General features: G+C 56.0%; 15 protein-coding genes. All 15 read left to right on the top strand.

What is annotated here, in order from left to right:
• Nucleotides 1-2 precede the first annotated feature (2 nt).
• A complete protein-coding gene (locus ACJ9Y9_RS20250) occupies nt 3-848 on the top strand; it encodes an ABC transporter permease (protein ID WP_028019665.1) in 846 nt (281 codons plus the stop codon).
• Complete coding sequence (locus tag ACJ9Y9_RS20245) at nt 841-1818, top strand: ABC transporter ATP-binding protein (RefSeq protein ID WP_049005035.1); 978 nt, start codon at nt 841-843, stop codon at nt 1816-1818. The genes ACJ9Y9_RS20250 and ACJ9Y9_RS20245 overlap by 8 nt, the downstream gene beginning before the upstream one ends.
• A complete protein-coding gene (locus ACJ9Y9_RS20240) occupies nt 1815-2792 on the top strand; it encodes an ABC transporter ATP-binding protein (RefSeq protein ID WP_407226220.1) in 978 nt (325 codons plus the stop codon). Before ACJ9Y9_RS20245 ends, ACJ9Y9_RS20240 begins: the two co-directional genes overlap by 4 nt.
• Nucleotides 2793-2904: 112 nt before the next feature.
• Nucleotides 2905-4767 (top strand): bifunctional glutathionylspermidine amidase/synthase, encoded by a 1863-nt coding sequence (gene gss / locus ACJ9Y9_RS20235; protein WP_028019668.1) that lies wholly within the window; start codon nt 2905-2907, stop codon nt 4765-4767.
• A 129-nt stretch (nt 4768-4896) separates the two neighbouring features.
• Nucleotides 4897-5448, top strand: coding sequence for a peroxiredoxin (locus tag ACJ9Y9_RS20230; protein ID WP_028019669.1), 552 nt, complete (start codon nt 4897-4899; stop codon nt 5446-5448).
• Between the two features lie 20 nt (nt 5449-5468).
• A complete protein-coding gene (locus tag ACJ9Y9_RS20225; protein ID WP_231079249.1) occupies nt 5469-6701 on the top strand; it encodes a protein-disulfide reductase DsbD in 1233 nt (410 codons plus the stop codon).
• Between the two features lie 20 nt (nt 6702-6721).
• The gene (locus tag ACJ9Y9_RS20220; protein ID WP_028019671.1) at nt 6722-7279 is read left to right on the top strand and encodes a sigma-70 family RNA polymerase sigma factor; all 558 of its coding nucleotides are present in this window, start codon (nt 6722-6724) and stop codon (nt 7277-7279) included.
• Nucleotides 7266-7895, top strand: coding sequence for an NrsF family protein (locus tag ACJ9Y9_RS20215; protein ID WP_028019672.1), 630 nt, complete (start codon nt 7266-7268; stop codon nt 7893-7895). Before ACJ9Y9_RS20220 ends, ACJ9Y9_RS20215 begins: the two co-directional genes overlap by 14 nt.
• A gap of 659 nt (nt 7896-8554) precedes the next feature.
• Nucleotides 8555-9055: a type VI secretion system contractile sheath small subunit gene (gene tssB, locus ACJ9Y9_RS20210; protein WP_028019673.1), complete on the top strand. Its 501-nt coding sequence runs from the start codon at nt 8555-8557 to the stop codon at nt 9053-9055.
• A 33-nt stretch (nt 9056-9088) separates the two neighbouring features.
• Entirely contained in the window at nt 9089-10636 is a 1548-nt protein-coding gene (tssC, locus tag ACJ9Y9_RS20205) for a type VI secretion system contractile sheath large subunit (protein ID WP_028019674.1), read from the top strand.
• Nucleotides 10637-10654: 18 nt separating this feature from the next.
• On the top strand, nt 10655-12004 hold the full coding sequence (gene tssK / locus ACJ9Y9_RS20200; protein ID WP_028019675.1) for a type VI secretion system baseplate subunit TssK: 1350 nt from the start codon (nt 10655-10657) through the stop codon (nt 12002-12004).
• Nucleotides 12001-12720: a type VI secretion system protein TssL, short form gene (gene tssL, locus ACJ9Y9_RS20195; protein WP_028019676.1), complete on the top strand. Its 720-nt coding sequence runs from the start codon at nt 12001-12003 to the stop codon at nt 12718-12720. Before tssK ends, tssL begins: the two co-directional genes overlap by 4 nt.
• Nucleotides 12720-14387, top strand: a complete 1668-nt coding sequence (locus ACJ9Y9_RS20190) for an OmpA family protein (protein ID WP_028019677.1) — start codon at nt 12720-12722, stop codon at nt 14385-14387. The genes tssL and ACJ9Y9_RS20190 overlap by 1 nt, the downstream gene beginning before the upstream one ends.
• Nucleotides 14388-14400: 13 nt before the next feature.
• Nucleotides 14401-14892: a type VI secretion system effector Hcp gene (gene hcp / locus ACJ9Y9_RS20185; protein WP_028019678.1), complete on the top strand. Its 492-nt coding sequence runs from the start codon at nt 14401-14403 to the stop codon at nt 14890-14892.
• A gap of 172 nt (nt 14893-15064) precedes the next feature.
• Nucleotides 15065-17725, top strand: a complete 2661-nt coding sequence (gene tssH / locus ACJ9Y9_RS20180) for a type VI secretion system ATPase TssH (RefSeq protein WP_028019679.1) — start codon at nt 15065-15067, stop codon at nt 17723-17725.
• Nucleotide 17726: the final 1 nt, after the last annotated feature.

The raw sequence follows: 17726 nt of genomic DNA, 5'->3' as shown, positions 1-17726 counted from the left end.
GGATGAGCAGACGCTGGCAGCAGGTTCGTCACCAGCTGCGCCGCAACCGTCCGGCGCAGTTCTCCCTGTTTGTGCTTTTTATTTTCGTTGTCGCCGCGCTCTGTGCGGGCTTAAGTCCGTACGATCCGGACCGGATGGCGCTTGGCGCACGCACGTTGCCACCGGATGCCGCGCACTGGTTCGGCACCGACGAGTACGGACGCGACTACTTCACCCGCGCGCTGTATGGCGGCCAGATCTCCCTGATGGTCGGTTTTCTCGCCATGCTCTTTTCCACGCTTATCGGCACGGTAGTGGGAACGGTGAGCGGCTATTTTGGCGGCTGGCTGGATAACCTGATGATGCGCGCCGTGGATATCCTGATGGCCATTCCGGCCTTCTTCCTGCTGCTGGTGGTGAATGCTTACCTCAAGCCGGGCGTGGATAACATCATTCTGATTATCAGCCTGCTGACGTGGATGAACATGTCGCGGCTGGTGCGTGCTGAAACCCTATCGGTGAAAGAGCGCGAGTACGTGCTGTATGCCCGCGCGTCGGGGGAGCATCCTCTGCGCATTATCATGCGCCACATTATTCCCGGCGTGCTGCCGACCATTATCGTGGCGGCCACGCTCAATATCGCCTCGGCCATTTTGATGGAGTCAACGCTCAGCTTCCTGGGGCTGGGCGTGCAGGCGCCTGCGGCGTCGTGGGGAAGCATGCTTAACAACGCGCAGTCTTACATTGGCGAGGCATCGTGGCTGGCGATGTTCCCCGGCATTCTGATCCTGTTGACGGTGTTCAGCTTTAACGTGCTGGGCGATGTATTTCGTACCGCCTTTGAGCCAGGAGCGAATCGCGATGAGTAACTTATTAGCGCTTGAGAACCTGCAAACCACGTTCCGCACCCGCGAGGGCGAGGTTCATGCGGTGCGCGGCGTGAGCTTTCAGGTGCAGCCGGGGGAACTTGTCGGCATTGTTGGCGAGTCGGGCTGCGGGAAAAGCGTCACCTGTAAGTCGATCATTCAGCTTCTGGGGAACAACGGACGGATCGCCGGGGGCAGTATCCGGTTCCAGAACGAGGACCTGGCGCAGAAAACCCCCGCGCAGATGCGCGCCATTCGCGGCAACGAGATCGCGATGATTTTCCAGGATCCGATGACCGCCCTGAACCCGGTGCTAACCATCGGCAAACAGATGGCTGAGATCCTGATGCGCAATAAAGGACTGACCAAAAAAGCGGCCAGGGCAGCGGCGATCGCCATGCTGGAACAGGTGGGTATTGCCGAGGCGGAACGCCGATACGACCAGTATCCGCACGAGTTCAGCGGCGGGATGCGCCAGCGGGTAATGATCGCAATTGCGCTCTCCTGCAACCCGAAGCTTCTTATAGCCGATGAGCCGACCACCGCGCTGGACGTCACCATTCAGGCGCAGATCCTGCGCCTGCTGAAAAGCCTGCAAAAGCAAACCCAAACCGCGATTCTGCTGATCACCCACGATCTCGGCGTGGTGGCGCAGGTCTGCAGTCGCGTGGTGGTGATGTACGGCGGGCTGGTGATGGAGGAAGGGAGCGTGGAAGATATTTTTTATCGCCCTGCGCATCCTTACACCCAGGGGCTGCTGGCCTCGCTGCCGCGCCCGGATGAGGTGAATCAGCGTTTATCGCCGATTGAAGGTTCGCCGCCTGGCCTGCTTAACCCGCCGCCGGGCTGTCCGTTCGCGGAACGCTGCCCGAAACGCACGCCCCAGTGTGAACGACAACCCGCATTTTACACCGCAGGAGAGGGGCATCGTGCTGCCTGCTGGCTATGGGCCGACAAGGAGATTCAGGCATGAGTGAACAACAGGCGCCATTAGTGAGCGTGCGCGATTTGCGCAAGCACTATCCGCTCAACGGCGGTTTGCTGCGTAAAGGCGTGGCCGTGAAAGCGGTTGATGGCGTGAGCTTTGATATCCAGCCTGGCGAAACGTTTGGCCTGGTGGGGGAGTCCGGCTGCGGGAAATCCACCCTCGGGCGCGCCATCCTGCGCCTTTTCGATATCACCTCGGGCGAGATCCACTTTGCCGGGCAGGCGATCGCCCACGCCCGCGAAAAAGAGCTTAAGCCGCTGCGTAAGCGGATGCAGGCGATTTTTCAGGATCCTTATTCCTCGCTCAACCCCGGAATGACCGTGCGACAGCTGGTGGCCGAGCCGATGCAGATCCACGGCTACAGCCGCGAAGAACAGCGGGAACGCACGGAAACGCTGCTCTACAAAGTGGGGCTCAAGCACGAACATCTTGAACGATTCCCGCATGAGTTCAGCGGCGGGCAGCGTCAGCGCATCATTATCGCCCGCGCGTTGTCCGTGCATCCTGAATTTGTGCTGTGCGATGAGCCGCTCTCGGCGCTGGACGTCTCGGTGCAGGCGCAGGTGGTGAATATTCTGCAGGATCTGCAGCAGGAGCTGGGGCTAACCTATCTGTTCATCGCCCACGATCTCTCCATGGTGCGGCATATCTCCAGCCGCATTGGAGTGATGTATCTCGGTAAACTGGTGGAGGTCGCACCAGCGAATGAGCTGTATCAGCGTCCGGCTCACCCGTATACCCGCGCGCTGCTGGCGGCGGTTCCCCAGCCCGATCCGCGTATTCGCAATCTCGAAGATGCAACCCTGCGCGGCGACATTCCTGGCCCCACGTCCGCGCTAGCGGGCTGTAAGTTCTGCAGCCGCTGCCCGCACGCCATGCCGGTTTGCCAGACGCAGGAGCCTGCCATGCAGGAGATTGCACCAGGACATTTCGCGGCATGTTGGTTGTTTAACATGTAATTAATGTGCCTTGCAGGTGTATGATAAATCCACCTCTGTCAGGTTAATTACAACGTGCAGACGACGACAACCCTTTAAGAAAATTGCCGCCTGCCTGTTTTAGGTTGGATACATGCGTAAAGGAAAGTTAAGCAGTGACGCGCCATTCGGGACGTTATTAGGCTATGCGCCGGGTGGCGTGGCGATTTACTCTTCAAATTACGGCAGTCTCGATCCGCGTAAGTACCCGGAAGATGCGGATTTTCGCAGCTATATCGGCAATGAATACATGGGCCACAAGTGGCAATGTGTTGAGTTTGCCCGCCGTTTCCTGTTCCTCAACTATGGTTTCGTTTTTACCGATGTCGGCATGGCATGGGAGATCTTCTCCCTGCGCTTTTTGCGCCAGGTAGTGAACGATAACATTCTGCCGTTACAGGCCTTTTCCAACGGTTCGAAACGCGCGCCGCGAGCCGGAGCGCTGCTTATCTGGCAAAAGGGTGGGGAGTTTCATGAGACCGGCCACGTAGCGGTGATCACCCAGCTTCTGGACGATAAGGTCCGTATCGCGGAGCAGAACGTCATTCACTCACCATTGCCGCTTGGGCAGCAGTGGACGCGCGAACTGCGTTTGAGCGTCGAGAACGGGTGCTACACCATTCATGACACCTTCAACGACACTGAAATTCTCGGCTGGATGATCCAGACGGACGGCACGGAACACAGCATTCCCCAGCCGGAAATCGACGGTGCGCTGTTGAAAATCAGCGGCGCGCGGTTGAAAAACAAACGTCAGTTCGACGGTAAATGGCTTAACGAAAACGACGCGTTGCAGCAGGCATATGTCCGCGCGAACGGCCACTTTATCAATAAAGATCCCTGCCAGTACTTCACCATTACCGAAAGCGCCGAGCAGGAGCTGATCAAAGCGACTAACGAACTGCACCTGATGTACCTGCATGCGACCGACAAAGTGTTGAAAGACGACAACTTACTGGCACTTTTCGACATCCCTAAAATTCTCTGGCCACGTCTGCGCCTCTCCTGGCAGTGGCGCCGTCACCATATGATTACCGGTCGTATGGATTTCTGCATGGATGAGCGGGGCATTAAGGTCTACGAGTACAACGCTGATTCCGCGTCCTGCCACACCGAGGGCGGACTAATTCTCGAAGAGTGGGTGAAAAACGGCTATCGCGGCAACGGACATAACCCGGCGGAAGGGCTGCTGGAAGAGCTAACCGGGGCGTGGAAACACAGCCATGCGCGTCCGTTTGTGCACATCATGCAGGACAACGATGTCGAGGAGGATTATCACGCGCTGTTTATTCAGCGTTCTCTGCTGCAGGCCGGGTTTGAAACCAAAATTCTGCATGGGCTCGGCGCACTGAGCTGGGATGCTGCCGGACAGCTGATTGACGACGAAGGCCGTCACGTGAATTGCGTGTGGAAGACCTGGGCGTGGGAAACCGCGATCGAACAGATCCGCGAGGTGAGCGAAACCGAGTATGCCGCCGTGCCAATCCGCACCGGACATCCTGAAGGCGAAGTGCGCCTGATTGACGTCCTGCTGCGCCCGGAAGTTCTGGTGTTTGAACCGCTGTGGACGGTTATTCCCGGCAACAAGGCAATCCTCCCGGTACTCTGGCAGCTGTTCCCGAATCATCGTTACCTGCTTGATACCGATTTTGAGGTTAACGACCTGCTGAAACAAACCGGCTATGCCGTTAAACCGATTGCCGGACGCTGCGGCAGCAATATCGATCTGATCAGCCCTGAGGATGAGCTGCTTGATAAATCCAGCGGCAAGTTTGTCGACCGCAAAAACATCTACCAGCAGCTGTGGTGCCTGCCAAACGTTGATGGCAAGCACATTCAGGTCTGTACCTTTACCGTAGGCGGTAACTACGGCGGAACCTGCCTGCGCGGCGACGACTCGCTGGTGGTGAAGAAAGAGAGCGATATTGAGCCATTGATTGTGGTGAAAGATGAATAGCCTCCGCAGAGCGTAAGCAAAGATCCGCAAGCGACCCTTGCGGATTTTTTTTATCCGTGAGCGAAACCTTCAGGCGTTAGCGTGCGAACTATTATTCATACAGCACCTTTTTCTCTGATGGAGCCGCCCATGAAACGTTTGAATACCTTGTTAGCCGCCGCCGTTCTGAGTCTTTCCCTTTTCACCCTTAGTGCCCATGCAGCCCTTGAAGCCGGTGCGAAAGCGCCGGATTTCAGTTTGCAGGGGGCGCTTGGCGGCAAACCGCTCACCTTCTCTCTTCAGCAGGCGCTGCAGAAAGGCCCGGTGGTGCTCTATTTCTTCCCGGCGGCATTTACCAAAGGCTGCACCCTTGAGGCTCATGCTTTCGCTGAAGCGACGGATGACTTCAGGAAACTGGGTGCAACCGTGGTGGGGGTAACTGCCGGGAATGTCGATCAGGTGGATGAATTCTCGAAGCTGGAGTGTCGCGATAAATTTGCCGTTGCGGCTGACCCTGGCGCGAAAGTGGCAGCCGAATACCAGACGTTGATGCAGATGAACGGTAAAACGGTGTCTGACCGTACCTCATTCGTTATCGCGCCGGATGGCAAAATCCTGCTGAGTTATACCGATCGTAACCCTGACGAGCACATCCAGAAAACCATGGATGCCGTGAAAAAATACGCAAATTCGCACTCGTAATTTAGCCGCCGGGGTTTGCTATGTTAACAGCCATGCTGGCCGCCTTTGTGGGCGGCATTATTCTCAACTTTATGCCCTGTGTGTTCCCGGTCATTTCCCTTAAGGCGTTAGGGATTTTACGTCATCAAGGCGATACCCGGAGCGCGCGCACCGAAGGGATTGGGTTTCTGCTGGGTGTGATTTTTACCATGCTGGTCTTAGCAGGCGTACTGCTGGCGCTGCGGGCGGGTGGAATGGCTGTTGGCTGGGGGTTCCAGCTTCAGTCTCCGCTGGTCATTGCTGCACTGGCGCTGGTTATTCTGGGGGCGTCACTGAACCTGCTCGGTGTGTTTGAGGTGGGACTATCGCTTCAACGAGCAGGGGAAATCTCGGTCGGGCGCGGCGCGTTTACCCGCTCGGCATTAACCGGTGCGCTGGCGATTGTGGTCGCGACACCGTGCTCAGCGCCCTTTATGGCCGGGGCGGTAGGGTATGCACTGGTGCAGACTCCGGCCGTTTCGCTGGGTATTTTTCTCGCGCTGGCACTCGGGTTCGCGGCACCGTTTACGCTGATCTCACTCTTTCCGGCTATTGCCGAACGCTTGCCCCGACCAGGTGCCTGGATGGATATCCTTAAGCGTGGTCTGGCATTCCCAATGCTCGGTGCCTTTGCCTGGCTGGTGTGGGTACTTACACAGCAGGCAGGTACGACGGCGTTGGCGGCTCTGCTTGCGAGTGCGGTGGTGGTGAGCTTTGCGGCGTGGTTGTACGGTATGGCACAGCGCAGACGTTATACCGGTCACCCCTATAAAGTGCTGTTGGCGGTCACCGCGGTGCTGTTGATTGCGGCTATCGGCCCGCTACCGGGTGTGATGCACACCCAGTCCTCTCAGCCGGAAGTGCTGAGCGCAGAAAACATCACGCGGGTAACGTGGTCACCGCAGACGGTAGAAAAGATGCGCGGGCATGGCAAAGCCATTTTTGTGGATTTTACGGCGTCGTGGTGTATCACCTGCCAGGTGAACGAGCGAACGTCACTCTCAACCGCGGCGGTGAAACAGGCCCTGGCCGAAACGGGAACGGTTTATATGGTGGCGGATTCCACCAGATTTAACGCCGATATTGATGATGCGATGAACACCTTCGGGCAGGGTGGGTTACCTCTCTACGTGGTTTACCCTGCAGATGGTAGCGCACCGAAAGTGCTTCCTCAGGTTCTGACGCCCTCAATTGTCGTTAACGCCCTGAATCAGGCATCCGGTAAAAAAGCATGAGGTAACTGCCATGGCGAAAAATGGATAGCGGTTTAGCGCCGCGTGAAGCCTGGCCCGCGCTAATGGCTCGCGCTCAGGCGGGCGAACGCGAGGCTTATACACAGTTGTTGCGGGCTATCGTCCCGGCGATCAGGGCGATTGTTCGCAAGCAGATTTCCGACAGCGTGCTGGTGGATGACGTTATTCAGGACGTCCTGTTGACGGTTCACCGGGTGCGGCATACCTACGATCCGGCCTGTCCTTTTTTGCCCTGGTTGATGGCTATCGCCCGGGCCAGAACCGTTGACGCATTACGCAGGCGTGGCCATCACTGGCTACGTGAAACGGATGATGGGCAGATTGCAGAGGAGGTCTCTGACAACACCCCGGAAGATGAAGAAAGGGAAGAAGAGTTGGCGATGATATTAGACCAGCTTCCTTCGCGTCAGCGCCAGATTGTGGAGCATATCCATCTACAGGAAATGAGTCTTGCGGAGGCTGCTGCTCGTCATAATTTAAGCATTGCTGCCGTGAAATCGTTACTACACAGAGCACTAACCAACCTTCGCCGGATGGGAGCGAACCATGGCCGATCATAATCTTTTAATTGCAAAACTCAGTCAGGATGCCAGTCCGATACGTCGGCCCTGGGCAAGCAACCGACGCGTTGTCGCGTGGCTGCTGATGGCACTGCCGTGTGGCTGGTTAAGCAGTCTGGTATTTCAGCGTGTGGCAACGGACTGGACGCAATCCGGCGCAATACTGGCGGCGTTTCAGCTTATTCTGGCATTTGTCATGGGGACACTGGCCATTCGCAATGCGTTTCTGCTGAGTATTGCCGGGCGTAAGCTGTTGGGCTGGAAAGGGTTCGCACCGTTGATTGCACTCTGGCTGGGGGGCGTGGTGTTAAGCCTCGGACGGACGCATATTCAGGCTCATCATCCCGACGAGGTGAATTGCTATCTGTTTATGATGGCGGTCAGCACACCAATGGTCGCGATTGCGATCGCGTATTTACGCAGAACGCGGACGTTGTATCCGTTACGTACGTTAGCTATCGCTGGAGCGGGGGTGTCCTGTATGGCGCTGACGTTACTGTCATTTTGCCATCCGGTGGAGGTACATCCATTGGATTTTCTGCTGCATGTGGCGGCGGGAGTGACGATTGTGGCGGCGACAATGGCTATTGGATGGCGGTGGGTCAGAGTAAGGTGAATTCAAACGCATCGCCGGAGCGTGATTGCATTGCTCACAGCGGTAATTATCTTATATTTTTTCGATACTCTTCTGTATTGGACTACTGATATATATTTTTTGTGAATAATTTCGTGTGTGTTAAATGATCTTGTAAATGAATTAATGTTGCACGCCATGCTGGGTGTGCATGCTATTTTAAACATACTCATTCCCTTCCAATCTCTCATTTTTTTAAAAAGTACAAAATCAGATATTTCACGAGTTAGGTGAGATTTTGCTCGATTTCATCCCTAAGTTAAATCGGTCGCTTACTAAGCAGCCTTATCCCATGGGGTTTACATGGATGTCTTAAAGAAAATTCTTATAAATCAGAATGATGATCTTTTTGTGTTAAATTTGAATTTGTAACTTTCTGTTACATATTTTCATTTCCAGTCCCGTAGGGAACGTTCCTACACTCACCGCTAGTGGGTCTTATCCGAAATTTTTTATTTCAGAGAAATACCCAAAATACAGTGTCGACATGCTGGTGAATAGAATGCGCTCGCTTTTAACTCCGGGATTTTGATTCTCGTCGGATTATGTGAACCAGGAAGATGTTCTGGCTGGGTTTGCCATTCTTATTAAATTCTCGCTGGTATTGATCGTTTTTATAACTCCATAGAACAGGGACAGCTATGTCTAACTCTTCCTATCAATCCGAAATTCCCAAGGCACGTATTAATCTAAAACTGGATCTGCATACCGGTGGCGCGAGTAAGAAAACGGAGCTTCCTCTGAAATTACTGGTGGCGGGCGATTTCAGTCATGGCCAGGAGTCCGCGTCATTATCCGAGCGTAAAAAAGTTAATCTCAACAAAAATAACTTTGACTCTGTGCTTTCCGAATATTCCCCAAAAGTAAATCTGACCGTCAAAAACACGCTTGCCGGTGATGGCAGTGAAGACAATATCAGTCTGACATTCCAGAGCATGAAGGATTTCACACCGGAACAGGTCTCACGACAAATTCCACAGCTGAAGGCGATGCTGTCCATGCGTAATTTGCTGCGTGATTTAAAAGCAAACCTGCTGGATAACCAGGCATTCCGAAAGGAGCTGGAAAAAATTCTCCTCGACCCGGAATTAAGCGCAGAACTCAGAACTGAGCTGTCAGCTCTGGCTCCGAAACAGCCATAACGGTCACGTTGTTTAAACGGATTAATAAGGAAGATGTTGATGTCTGTAAAAAATGAGAATGCCGCTGGTGGCGAGAGTGTGGTGCTTGAACGTCCTGCAGCAGGTGGGGTTTACGCGTCTCTGTTTGAGAAAATCAATCTGAATCCGGTGTCTGAACTGAGTGCACTGGATATCTGGCAGGACGCGCAGGCGATGTCGGATGCGACTGCGGATGAGCGCTTAACGGCGGGGATGCAGGTGTTCCTGGAGTGCCTGACAAAATCGGGCTCAAAAGTTGAAAAACTCGACAAAAACCTGATTGACCATCATATCGCAGAACTGGACTACCAGATTAGCCGTCAGCTTGACGCTGTCATGCACCATGAAGACTTTCAGGCGGTAGAAAGTCTGTGGCGCGGCGTTAAATCCCTTGTCGACAAAACCGATTTCCGCCAGAACGTGAAAGTCGAACTGCTTGATATGTCTAAAGAAGATTTGCGTCAGGACTTCGAAGACAGCCCGGAAATTATCCAGAGCGGATTATATAAACAGACATACATTGATGAGTATGATACGCCGGGTGGAGAGCCTATTGCTGCACTGATTTCCGCATACGAATTTGACGCGTCTGCACAGGACGTTGCCCTGTTGCGTAACATCTCGAAAGTCTCAGCTGCCGCGCATATGCCGTTTATCGGCTCTGCAGGTCCGAAATTCTTCCTGAAAGATACCATGGAAGATGTCGCGGCCATCAAAGACATTGGTAACTACTTCGACCGTGCGGAGTACATCAAGTGGAAATCGTTCCGCGAGACGGATGATTCCCGTTATATCGGCCTGGTGATGCCACGCGTGCTGGGACGTCTGCCGTATGGCCCGGATACCGTGCCGGTGCGGAGCTTCAACTACGTGGAAGAAGTGAAAGGCCCGGATCACGATAAATACCTGTGGACCAACGCATCCTTCGCCTTTGCATCCAACATGGTTCGCAGCTTCATCAACAACGGCTGGTGTGTACAAATTCGTGGCCCGCAGGCCGGTGGTGCCGTGCAGGACCTGCCAATCCATCTGTATGACCTGGGTACCGGCAATCAGGTGAAGATCCCGTCAGAAGTGATGATCCCTGAAACTCGTGAGTTTGAATTTGCGAATCTGGGGTTCATTCCCTTGTCCTACTACCGCAACCGCGACTATGCGTGCTTCTTCTCTGCGAACTCTACCCAGAAACCGGCGCTGTACGACACCGCTGATGCTACCGCCAACAGCCGCATCAACGCCCGTCTGCCGTACATTTTCCTGCTGTCGCGTATTGCGCACTACCTTAAGCTGATTCAGCGCGAAAACATCGGCACCACTAAGGATCGTCGTTTGCTGGAACTTGAGCTCAACACCTGGGTTCGCGGTCTGGTGACGGAAATGACCGATCCGGGCGATGAGCTGCAGGCGTCACATCCGCTGCGCGATGCGAAAGTGGTGGTAGAAGACATCGAGGATAACCCGGGCTTCTTCCGCGTGAAGCTGTTTGCTATCCCGCACTTCCAGGTGGAAGGGATGGACGTCAACCTGTCACTGGTTTCCCAGATGCCGAAGGCGAAGTCTTAAGGCGAGGGAAAATCAGGGATGAAAATATATCGTCCGTTATGGAACGAAGGGGCCTTGCTGGCCCCACAACAGTTCCAGCAGCAGTCTGAATGGGAGGCGTTTTCCCGTGCAGGCCTGTCCACGTTGACCAGCCCCTTCCCGTGGGGGGTCGAACGCGTGGAACTGAATGAAGCGCTCCTGGCTTCCGGACGAGTACAGGCGCAGTCGCTGCGCCTGTGGTTGCCGGATGGCACGCTGATTGATACCCAAAGTAGCGATCTGTCGCCAGAGCCTCGCGAAATTCTGCCTCCGAATTCCGGCCGTACGGACAGCGTGACCGTGTTTGTCGCTCTGCCGGTCATGCAGCCAGGGATTGTGAACGTTCAGACCGATACGGTGCCTGCGGAGCGTCCGCTGCGCTATCGCGAAGAGTGGGTGACGGTTCAGGATGCCTTCGGACAGGAAGAAGAGCCGATGGCGGTGGCCCGATTTAATCTGGCATTCCGCTTCGATCACGAAAGTAACGATGCCTGGCAGACCTGTGCTGTCGCTCGTCTGCTGCGTGACGGGCAAGGTGCATGGCGTCAGGATCCTGATTTTGTGCCGCCGATGGTAATGTTCTCAGCGAGCAATCTCCTGCGTGAACGTCTGGTCTTGCTGAATCGCCAGTTGCGTTCCCGCCGTCAGCGTCTGATGGCAATGCGTCGTGAAAGTAACGATCGCATGGCGGATTTTGCCGTGGCGGACGTCTCTCTGTTCTGGTTGCTGAATGCGCTGAATACCCATGCCCGCGTGCTGACTGAGTTCGAACGCTTCCCGGCCCGGCATCCTGAACAGGTTTGGGCTGAACTGGTGCGCCTAGCTGGCAGTATGTTGACGTTCTCACTGGACCGCGATCTGGATGCCATCCCGGGATACGACCATCAGGTACCGGAAAATACCTTCCCACCTCTATTTGAGTTGATCAGTGAACTGCTGGAAGCCAGCCTGCCGTCGCGTGTTGTTGCCGTGAACATGACCCGTCAGGACGAGCAGACCTGGAAGGCGGTACTGCACGATATTCGTCTGCGCGAAGAAGCCGATTTCTACCTGTCTGTCCGTTCGAATCTGCCTGCCTGGCAGGTGGCCGAGAAGTTTGCCGAAATGGCGATGGCCGGTACACCGGACGATGTGGGGCAGATTTCCGGTGTGGCGATGGAAGGCATTGGTCTTATCCCTCTCAGCCGCGTGCCTGCGGCATTGCCGGTGCGCCTGGAAAATCAGTACTTCGTGCTGGATATGGAGAGTCGCGCGGCGCATGACATGTTGGAGCAGGGCGTGTGCCTGTTCTACGTACCGTCACTGCTGGGTGAGCTTGAACTTGAACTATTTGCGGTGCTGCGCTCATGAGAAAGGATATCGATATCGACAGCCTGATGGCGGACACATGGCTTACCGTGGCGCAGCTGCGTCACGGTGCCAGGGCACCGGATGGGCAGGCGCTGTATAAAAACTGCTGCGTGCAGGTGGAAAGCGTACGTGAAGCACTGGAGCGGGCCGGTTATGACAGCGAGAGCATCACGCATATTTCTTATGCGCAATGCGCTTTGCTGGATGAAGCGGTGATGAACCGTAAACCTGTCGTTGCTGATCCTGAAGCGGATGCTGGTGAATCTGAGTCTGAAGGGGGGCAGAAGAACGATGTGGACGAAGGTATCAAAGCCTGGCGTGCTGCACCGCTGCAGGCCCGTTACTTTGGTTCGCTGCGTGCGGGCGGCGCGTTATACGACCGTATTGCTGAAGTGCTGCGCCAGCCGTCTCCGGTTCCGGCTGTGCTGACCTGCTACCAGCGTGTTCTTGCGCTGGGGTTCCAGGGGCAGTTCAGCCTCTCCGGCGTCGGGCAGGAGCAGCGTGAAGAAGTCATTGCTGCCCTGAATGAGCGAGTGCCACCTCTGGAGACCGGTGTGGATCTGGTCGTACAGAAAACCGGAAAACGTCGTTACAACCTTCTGCGTTCCGTGTGGTTCTGGATAATCCTGGCCGTGGTGCTCACGGTGCTGGTCTGGGCGGGTGGTCACCTGTGGTTGCAGGATCTGCTGCACCAGCAACTTCCGGAGCTGCGCTGATGCGAAGATCTGCACTACTACGGGCTGTATTTCCGGTGCTGATTTGCCTGGCTGCTGCACTCTGGGTTCTCTGGGGATTTCTGAATGTCTCTGCGCTGTTCAAAAGCGCGCTGACGCTCGCAGGGATCATTTTAGCCTTGCTGGTGATTCGTCGCCGCTATCGTCGTCAGCAGCCTGCCGGGAAGCAAGCCGATGAGGGCGTGTATCCTCCATTTGGTTTTACCGGGCCAGTTTTGTTGGTGTGCGGCGATCTCCGCGATCACCTTTTTACGGAAGGTGGGTGTCGTACCACTGCGCAGGGCTGCTATCTAAACGTCGGTGCAACGGATCAGTTAAGTAAATTTGCCGATCGCTTACTGGCGCGTGAGCCTCGCATGGCCGGACAACTGGTGGTGATGTTCCGCTGCCTGCCGGATTTGCACGAGGATGAAGGATTGCTGCGTGCCTCCCTGAAAGTGCTCCGCCAGCAGGTGAAACAGCTGAAGGATCTTTCTGGCTACCTGCCGCCAGTTGTACTGGTGGGTGAGTTTTTCGGCCCAGAAACACCGTGGATTGTGATCCGGGGTAAAACTCCGCTGGTCTGCCCGGCGGATGAACCGGCGCTGACGCTGGATGAGTGGCGGGCTCTTCCGCAAAACGTGACCCGTCTGCCATATCTATCCCATGCTATGAGCATGTTACAACAGGTGGTGATGGATGAGCTGACCAAAGTGGACAGTCTGTGCCCGGCCGTCACGCCGTTTGCGGTGGTTGTTCGCAGTGGCTCTCTTCGTACTCTTACAGAGGCTGTCTGGCCACAGTGGTTGTTCCGCCATTCGAAATTGCTCCCTCCAGTTGCAACCGCGACGTATCCCGCACTGTGGCACTTTGCAGACCCTGTTCTGCCTTTGCTTGCACCTTTTGCCATGCCACTTCAGGGCGGGAAAACCGGGCGTCGGGTGGTGATGTTCCTGCTGTTCTGCATTGTCAGTGCACTTGGTCTGTCTGTGCTACATAACCAGTCACTAATCGGGCGTATCGCCTCCGATCTGCAGCGCTGGTATGCCATTCCAATGACGCACTACGCACCGAAGGCGCAGTCCCTGTATGCCCTACAGCAGGACGCTTTACTGCTGGAACGCTGGCAGCGCCAGGGCGAGCCGCAGCGTTATGGTCTGGGACTCTATCCGGGCGATCGCCTGTGGCTGAGCGTTCAGCAGGCCATCGATACCTACGTACCACCTCCGCCGCCACCAAAACCAAAAGTGGTGCCGAAAATTGTTCGCCTCGACAGCATGTCGCTGTTCGACTCGGGCAAATTCGAGCTCAAATCCGGCTCCACCAAACTGCTGGTCAACTCGCTGGTGGGCATCAAGGCCAAACCAGGCTGGCTGATTGTCGTGTCCGGGCATACCGATAACACCGGCAATCCGCAACTGAACCAGACGTTGTCCCTTAAGCGTGCCGAAGCGGTACGCGACTGGATGCGTGACACCGGTGACGTGCCGGAAAGCTGTTTTGCGGTGCAGGGCTATGGCGAGAGCCGCCCGGTCGCAACCAATGACACCCCGGAGGGCAGAGCGCTCAACCGCCGTGTCGAAATCAGTCTGGTACCGCAGGCCAATGCCTGTCAGATACCCGGCAAAACCTCAGCGTCATCGCAGGATGATGACGTTTCTCAACATTAATGGAGTAAATCCGATGGCAATTCCTGTTTATCTTTGGCTGAAAGACGACGGCGGTGCGGACATCAAAGGTTCTGTGGACGTTCAGGATCGTGAAGGCAGCATCGAAGTGGTTGCACAGCAACATAACCTGTACATACCAACCGATAACAACACCGGCAAGTTGACTGGTACCCGTATCCACACCCCATTCCTGTTCACCAAGGAAATCGACTCCTCCAGCCCGTACCTCTACAAGGCTGTGACCACCGGTCAGACCCTGAAGTCTGCGGAATTCAAGTGGTACAAGATCAACGACGCTGGCCAGGAAGTGGAGTACTTCAACACCAAACTGGAAAACGTGAAAGTGGTGAAAGTGAACCCTGTGATGCACGACATCAAGGATCCTTCTTTCGAGAAGCACAACCACCTCGAGCAGATCGAACTGCGTTACGAAAAAATCACCTGGACCTACAAAGACGGCAACATCATTCATTCCGATTCCTGGAACGAACGCGCTACTGCGTAAGTCGCATGCGGACAGGGCCCTGTCCGCAGTTTTTTGCTAAGCGTCCGCTGGCATGGGCGCTCAGCAAAGAATCACACAATCTGCCTGCCTGACCTGATGCGCTTTGGGTTCCTGATGAACAGGGAACAGCGAGGGGCGGTAGCGTGCCCGGGAATCATCAAGAGAGAGAAAAATGGAAAACTCAGCCGTCCTGTTACGTCGTCTCAATCCTTACTGCGCTCGTGCGCTGGAAGGCGCTGCCTCCCTGTGCCAGACTCGCGCACACGCGGAAATCCTGCCGGAGCACTGGTTGCTCAAGCTGCTGGAGCAGGGCGAAGGCGACCTCACGGTGCTGGCGCGCCGCTACGAGTGGGACATGGACGGTATATGGCAGGCACTGCTGGGATGGCTGGATGGGCTTCCGCGCTCGGTTCGTAGCCGCCCGCAGCTTGCCGACTCTCTCAATACGCTGTTGAAACAGGCGTGGATGGCGGCCTCACTGCAGGGTGAAGAATACATTCGTAGTCAGCACTTGCTGATGGCGCTAATTGAAAGCCCGAACTTGATCCACTGTGATGGCCTGTGGCCACTGCTTACCCTGGGTCAGAGCCAACTGGAGCGCCTGCGCCCGCTGCTGGATGCGCAGTCCGACGAGCGCCCGGAAGTGCAGCAGGAAGCAGAGCAGGTACAGTCTTCCGGTGGCGATGCGGAAATTATCGGCCGCCCGGTGGGTAACGAAGTGAAAGAAGGTGAACTCCGTCCGGCATTGCAGAACGCACTGGATAAATTCACCCTCGACGTTACCGCCAAAGCGAAAGAGGGCAAGATCGACCCGGTCTTTGGTCGTGATACCGAAATTCGCCAGATGGTGGACATTCTCTCTCGCCGTCGCAAGAACAACCCGATTCTGGTGGGCGAACCTGGCGTCGGCAAAACGGCGCTGGTCGAAGGCCTGGCGCTGCGTATCGCCGAGGGCAATGTGCCGGAATCCCTCAAGCCAGTGGTACTGCGCACCCTGGATCTCGGCCTGCTGCAGGCGGGTGCAGGCGTGAAGGGCGAATTCGAGCAGCGTCTGAAAAACGTCATTGATGCCGTGCAGCAGTCGCCGGTACCGATTTTGCTGTTTATCGACGAAGCCCACACTATCATTGGGGCCGGTAACCAGGCCGGCGGCGCGGATGCGGCCAACCTGCTGAAACCTGCGCTGGCACGTGGCGAACTGCGCACCATCGCAGCCACCACCTGGTCTGAATACAAACAATACTTCGAGCGTGACGCCGCCCTGGAACGCCGCTTTCAGATGGTGAAAGTAGACGAGCCGGACGATGACACTGCTTGCCTGATGTTGCGCGGCCTGAAATCTCGCTACGCCGAACATCACAACGTGCATATCACCGATGATGCGGTCCGTGCCGCGGTCACGCTCTCCCGTCGCTACCTGACCGGCCGCCAGTTGCCGGACAAGGCGGTAGATCTTCTGGACACCGCCGCTGCGCGCGTGCGTATGAGCCTGGACACTATGCCGGAACAGCTGACCCGCATTCGCGCGCAGATTACCTCTCTTGAAATGGAGAAGCAGGCGCTGCTGGAAGATATCGCAGTCGGCAATCAGAGCCACGGTGAACGCCTGACCGCCATCGAGCAGGAAGAGAACGACCTTATCGTCGGGCTCGACGAACTGGAAACCCAGTACGGTCAGGAGCTGAAACTCACCGAACAACTGCTGGAATGCCGCCAGGACATTTCCCGCCAGAGCGAGACCCACGCGCTGCAACAGGAACTCAATCAAATGCAGCGCAGCAACCCGCTGCTCTCCGTTGATGTGGACGTACGCACCGTTGCCACCGTGATTGCAGACTGGACGGGCGTACCGCTTTCCTCGCTGATGAAGGACGAGCAAACTGAGCTGTTAACCCTGGAAAATGAAATCGGCAAACGCGTGGTTGGGCAGGATGTGGCGCTGACCGCCATCGCCCAGCGCTTGCGTGCGGCGAAAACCGGGCTTACGTCCGAGAACGGTCCGCAGGGCGTGTTCCTGCTGGTTGGCCCGAGTGGCGTCGGTAAGACTGAAACTGCGCTTGCACTGGCAGACGTGATGTACGGTGGTGAAAAATCGCTGATTACCATCAACCTGTCCGAGTACCAGGAGCCGCACACTGTTTCCCAGCTGAAGGGCTCGCCTCCGGGTTACGTCGGTTACGGACAGGGCGGTATTCTCACTGAAGCGGTGCGCAAGCGTCCTTACAGCGTGGTATTGCTCGATGAAGTAGAAAAGGCACATCGTGACGTGATGAACCTGTTCTATCAGGTATTCGACCGCGGCTTTATGCGCGACGGCGAAGGGCGTGAAATAGACTTCCGTAACACCGTCATTCTGATGACCTCGAATCTTGGCAGCGACCACCTGATGCAGTTGATCGACGAACAGCCGGAGGCCACCGAAGGCGATCTCCACGAACTGCTGCGTCCGATCCTGCGAGACCACTTCCAGCCGGCGCTGCTCGCCCGCTTCCAGACCGTGATTTACCGCCCGCTGGCGGAAACGGCTATGCGCACCATCGTTGAGATGAAGCTCGCGCAGGTCAGTAAGCGCTTACATCGTCACTACGGCCTGACCACGTATATTGACGAGAGCCTGTATGACGCCCTGACCGCAGCCTGCCTGCTGCCGGATACCGGGGCGCGTAACGTCGACAGCCTGCTCAACCAGCAAATTCTGCCGGTGCTTAGCCAGCAGCTGCTCAGCCATATGGCGGCGAAGCAGAAACAGACTTCACTGACGTTAGGGTGGAATGAGGAAGAAGGGATCGTGCTGGCATTTGACGAACCGGCTACTGAGCCTGTCAGAGGATAAA

The sequence above is a fragment of the Enterobacter sp. CPE_E1241 genome, assembly GCF_045618265.1.
GTDB classification, from domain to species: domain Bacteria; phylum Pseudomonadota; class Gammaproteobacteria; order Enterobacterales; family Enterobacteriaceae; genus Enterobacter; species Enterobacter adelaidei.
This window is presented reverse-complemented; position numbering and strand designations above follow the sequence as displayed.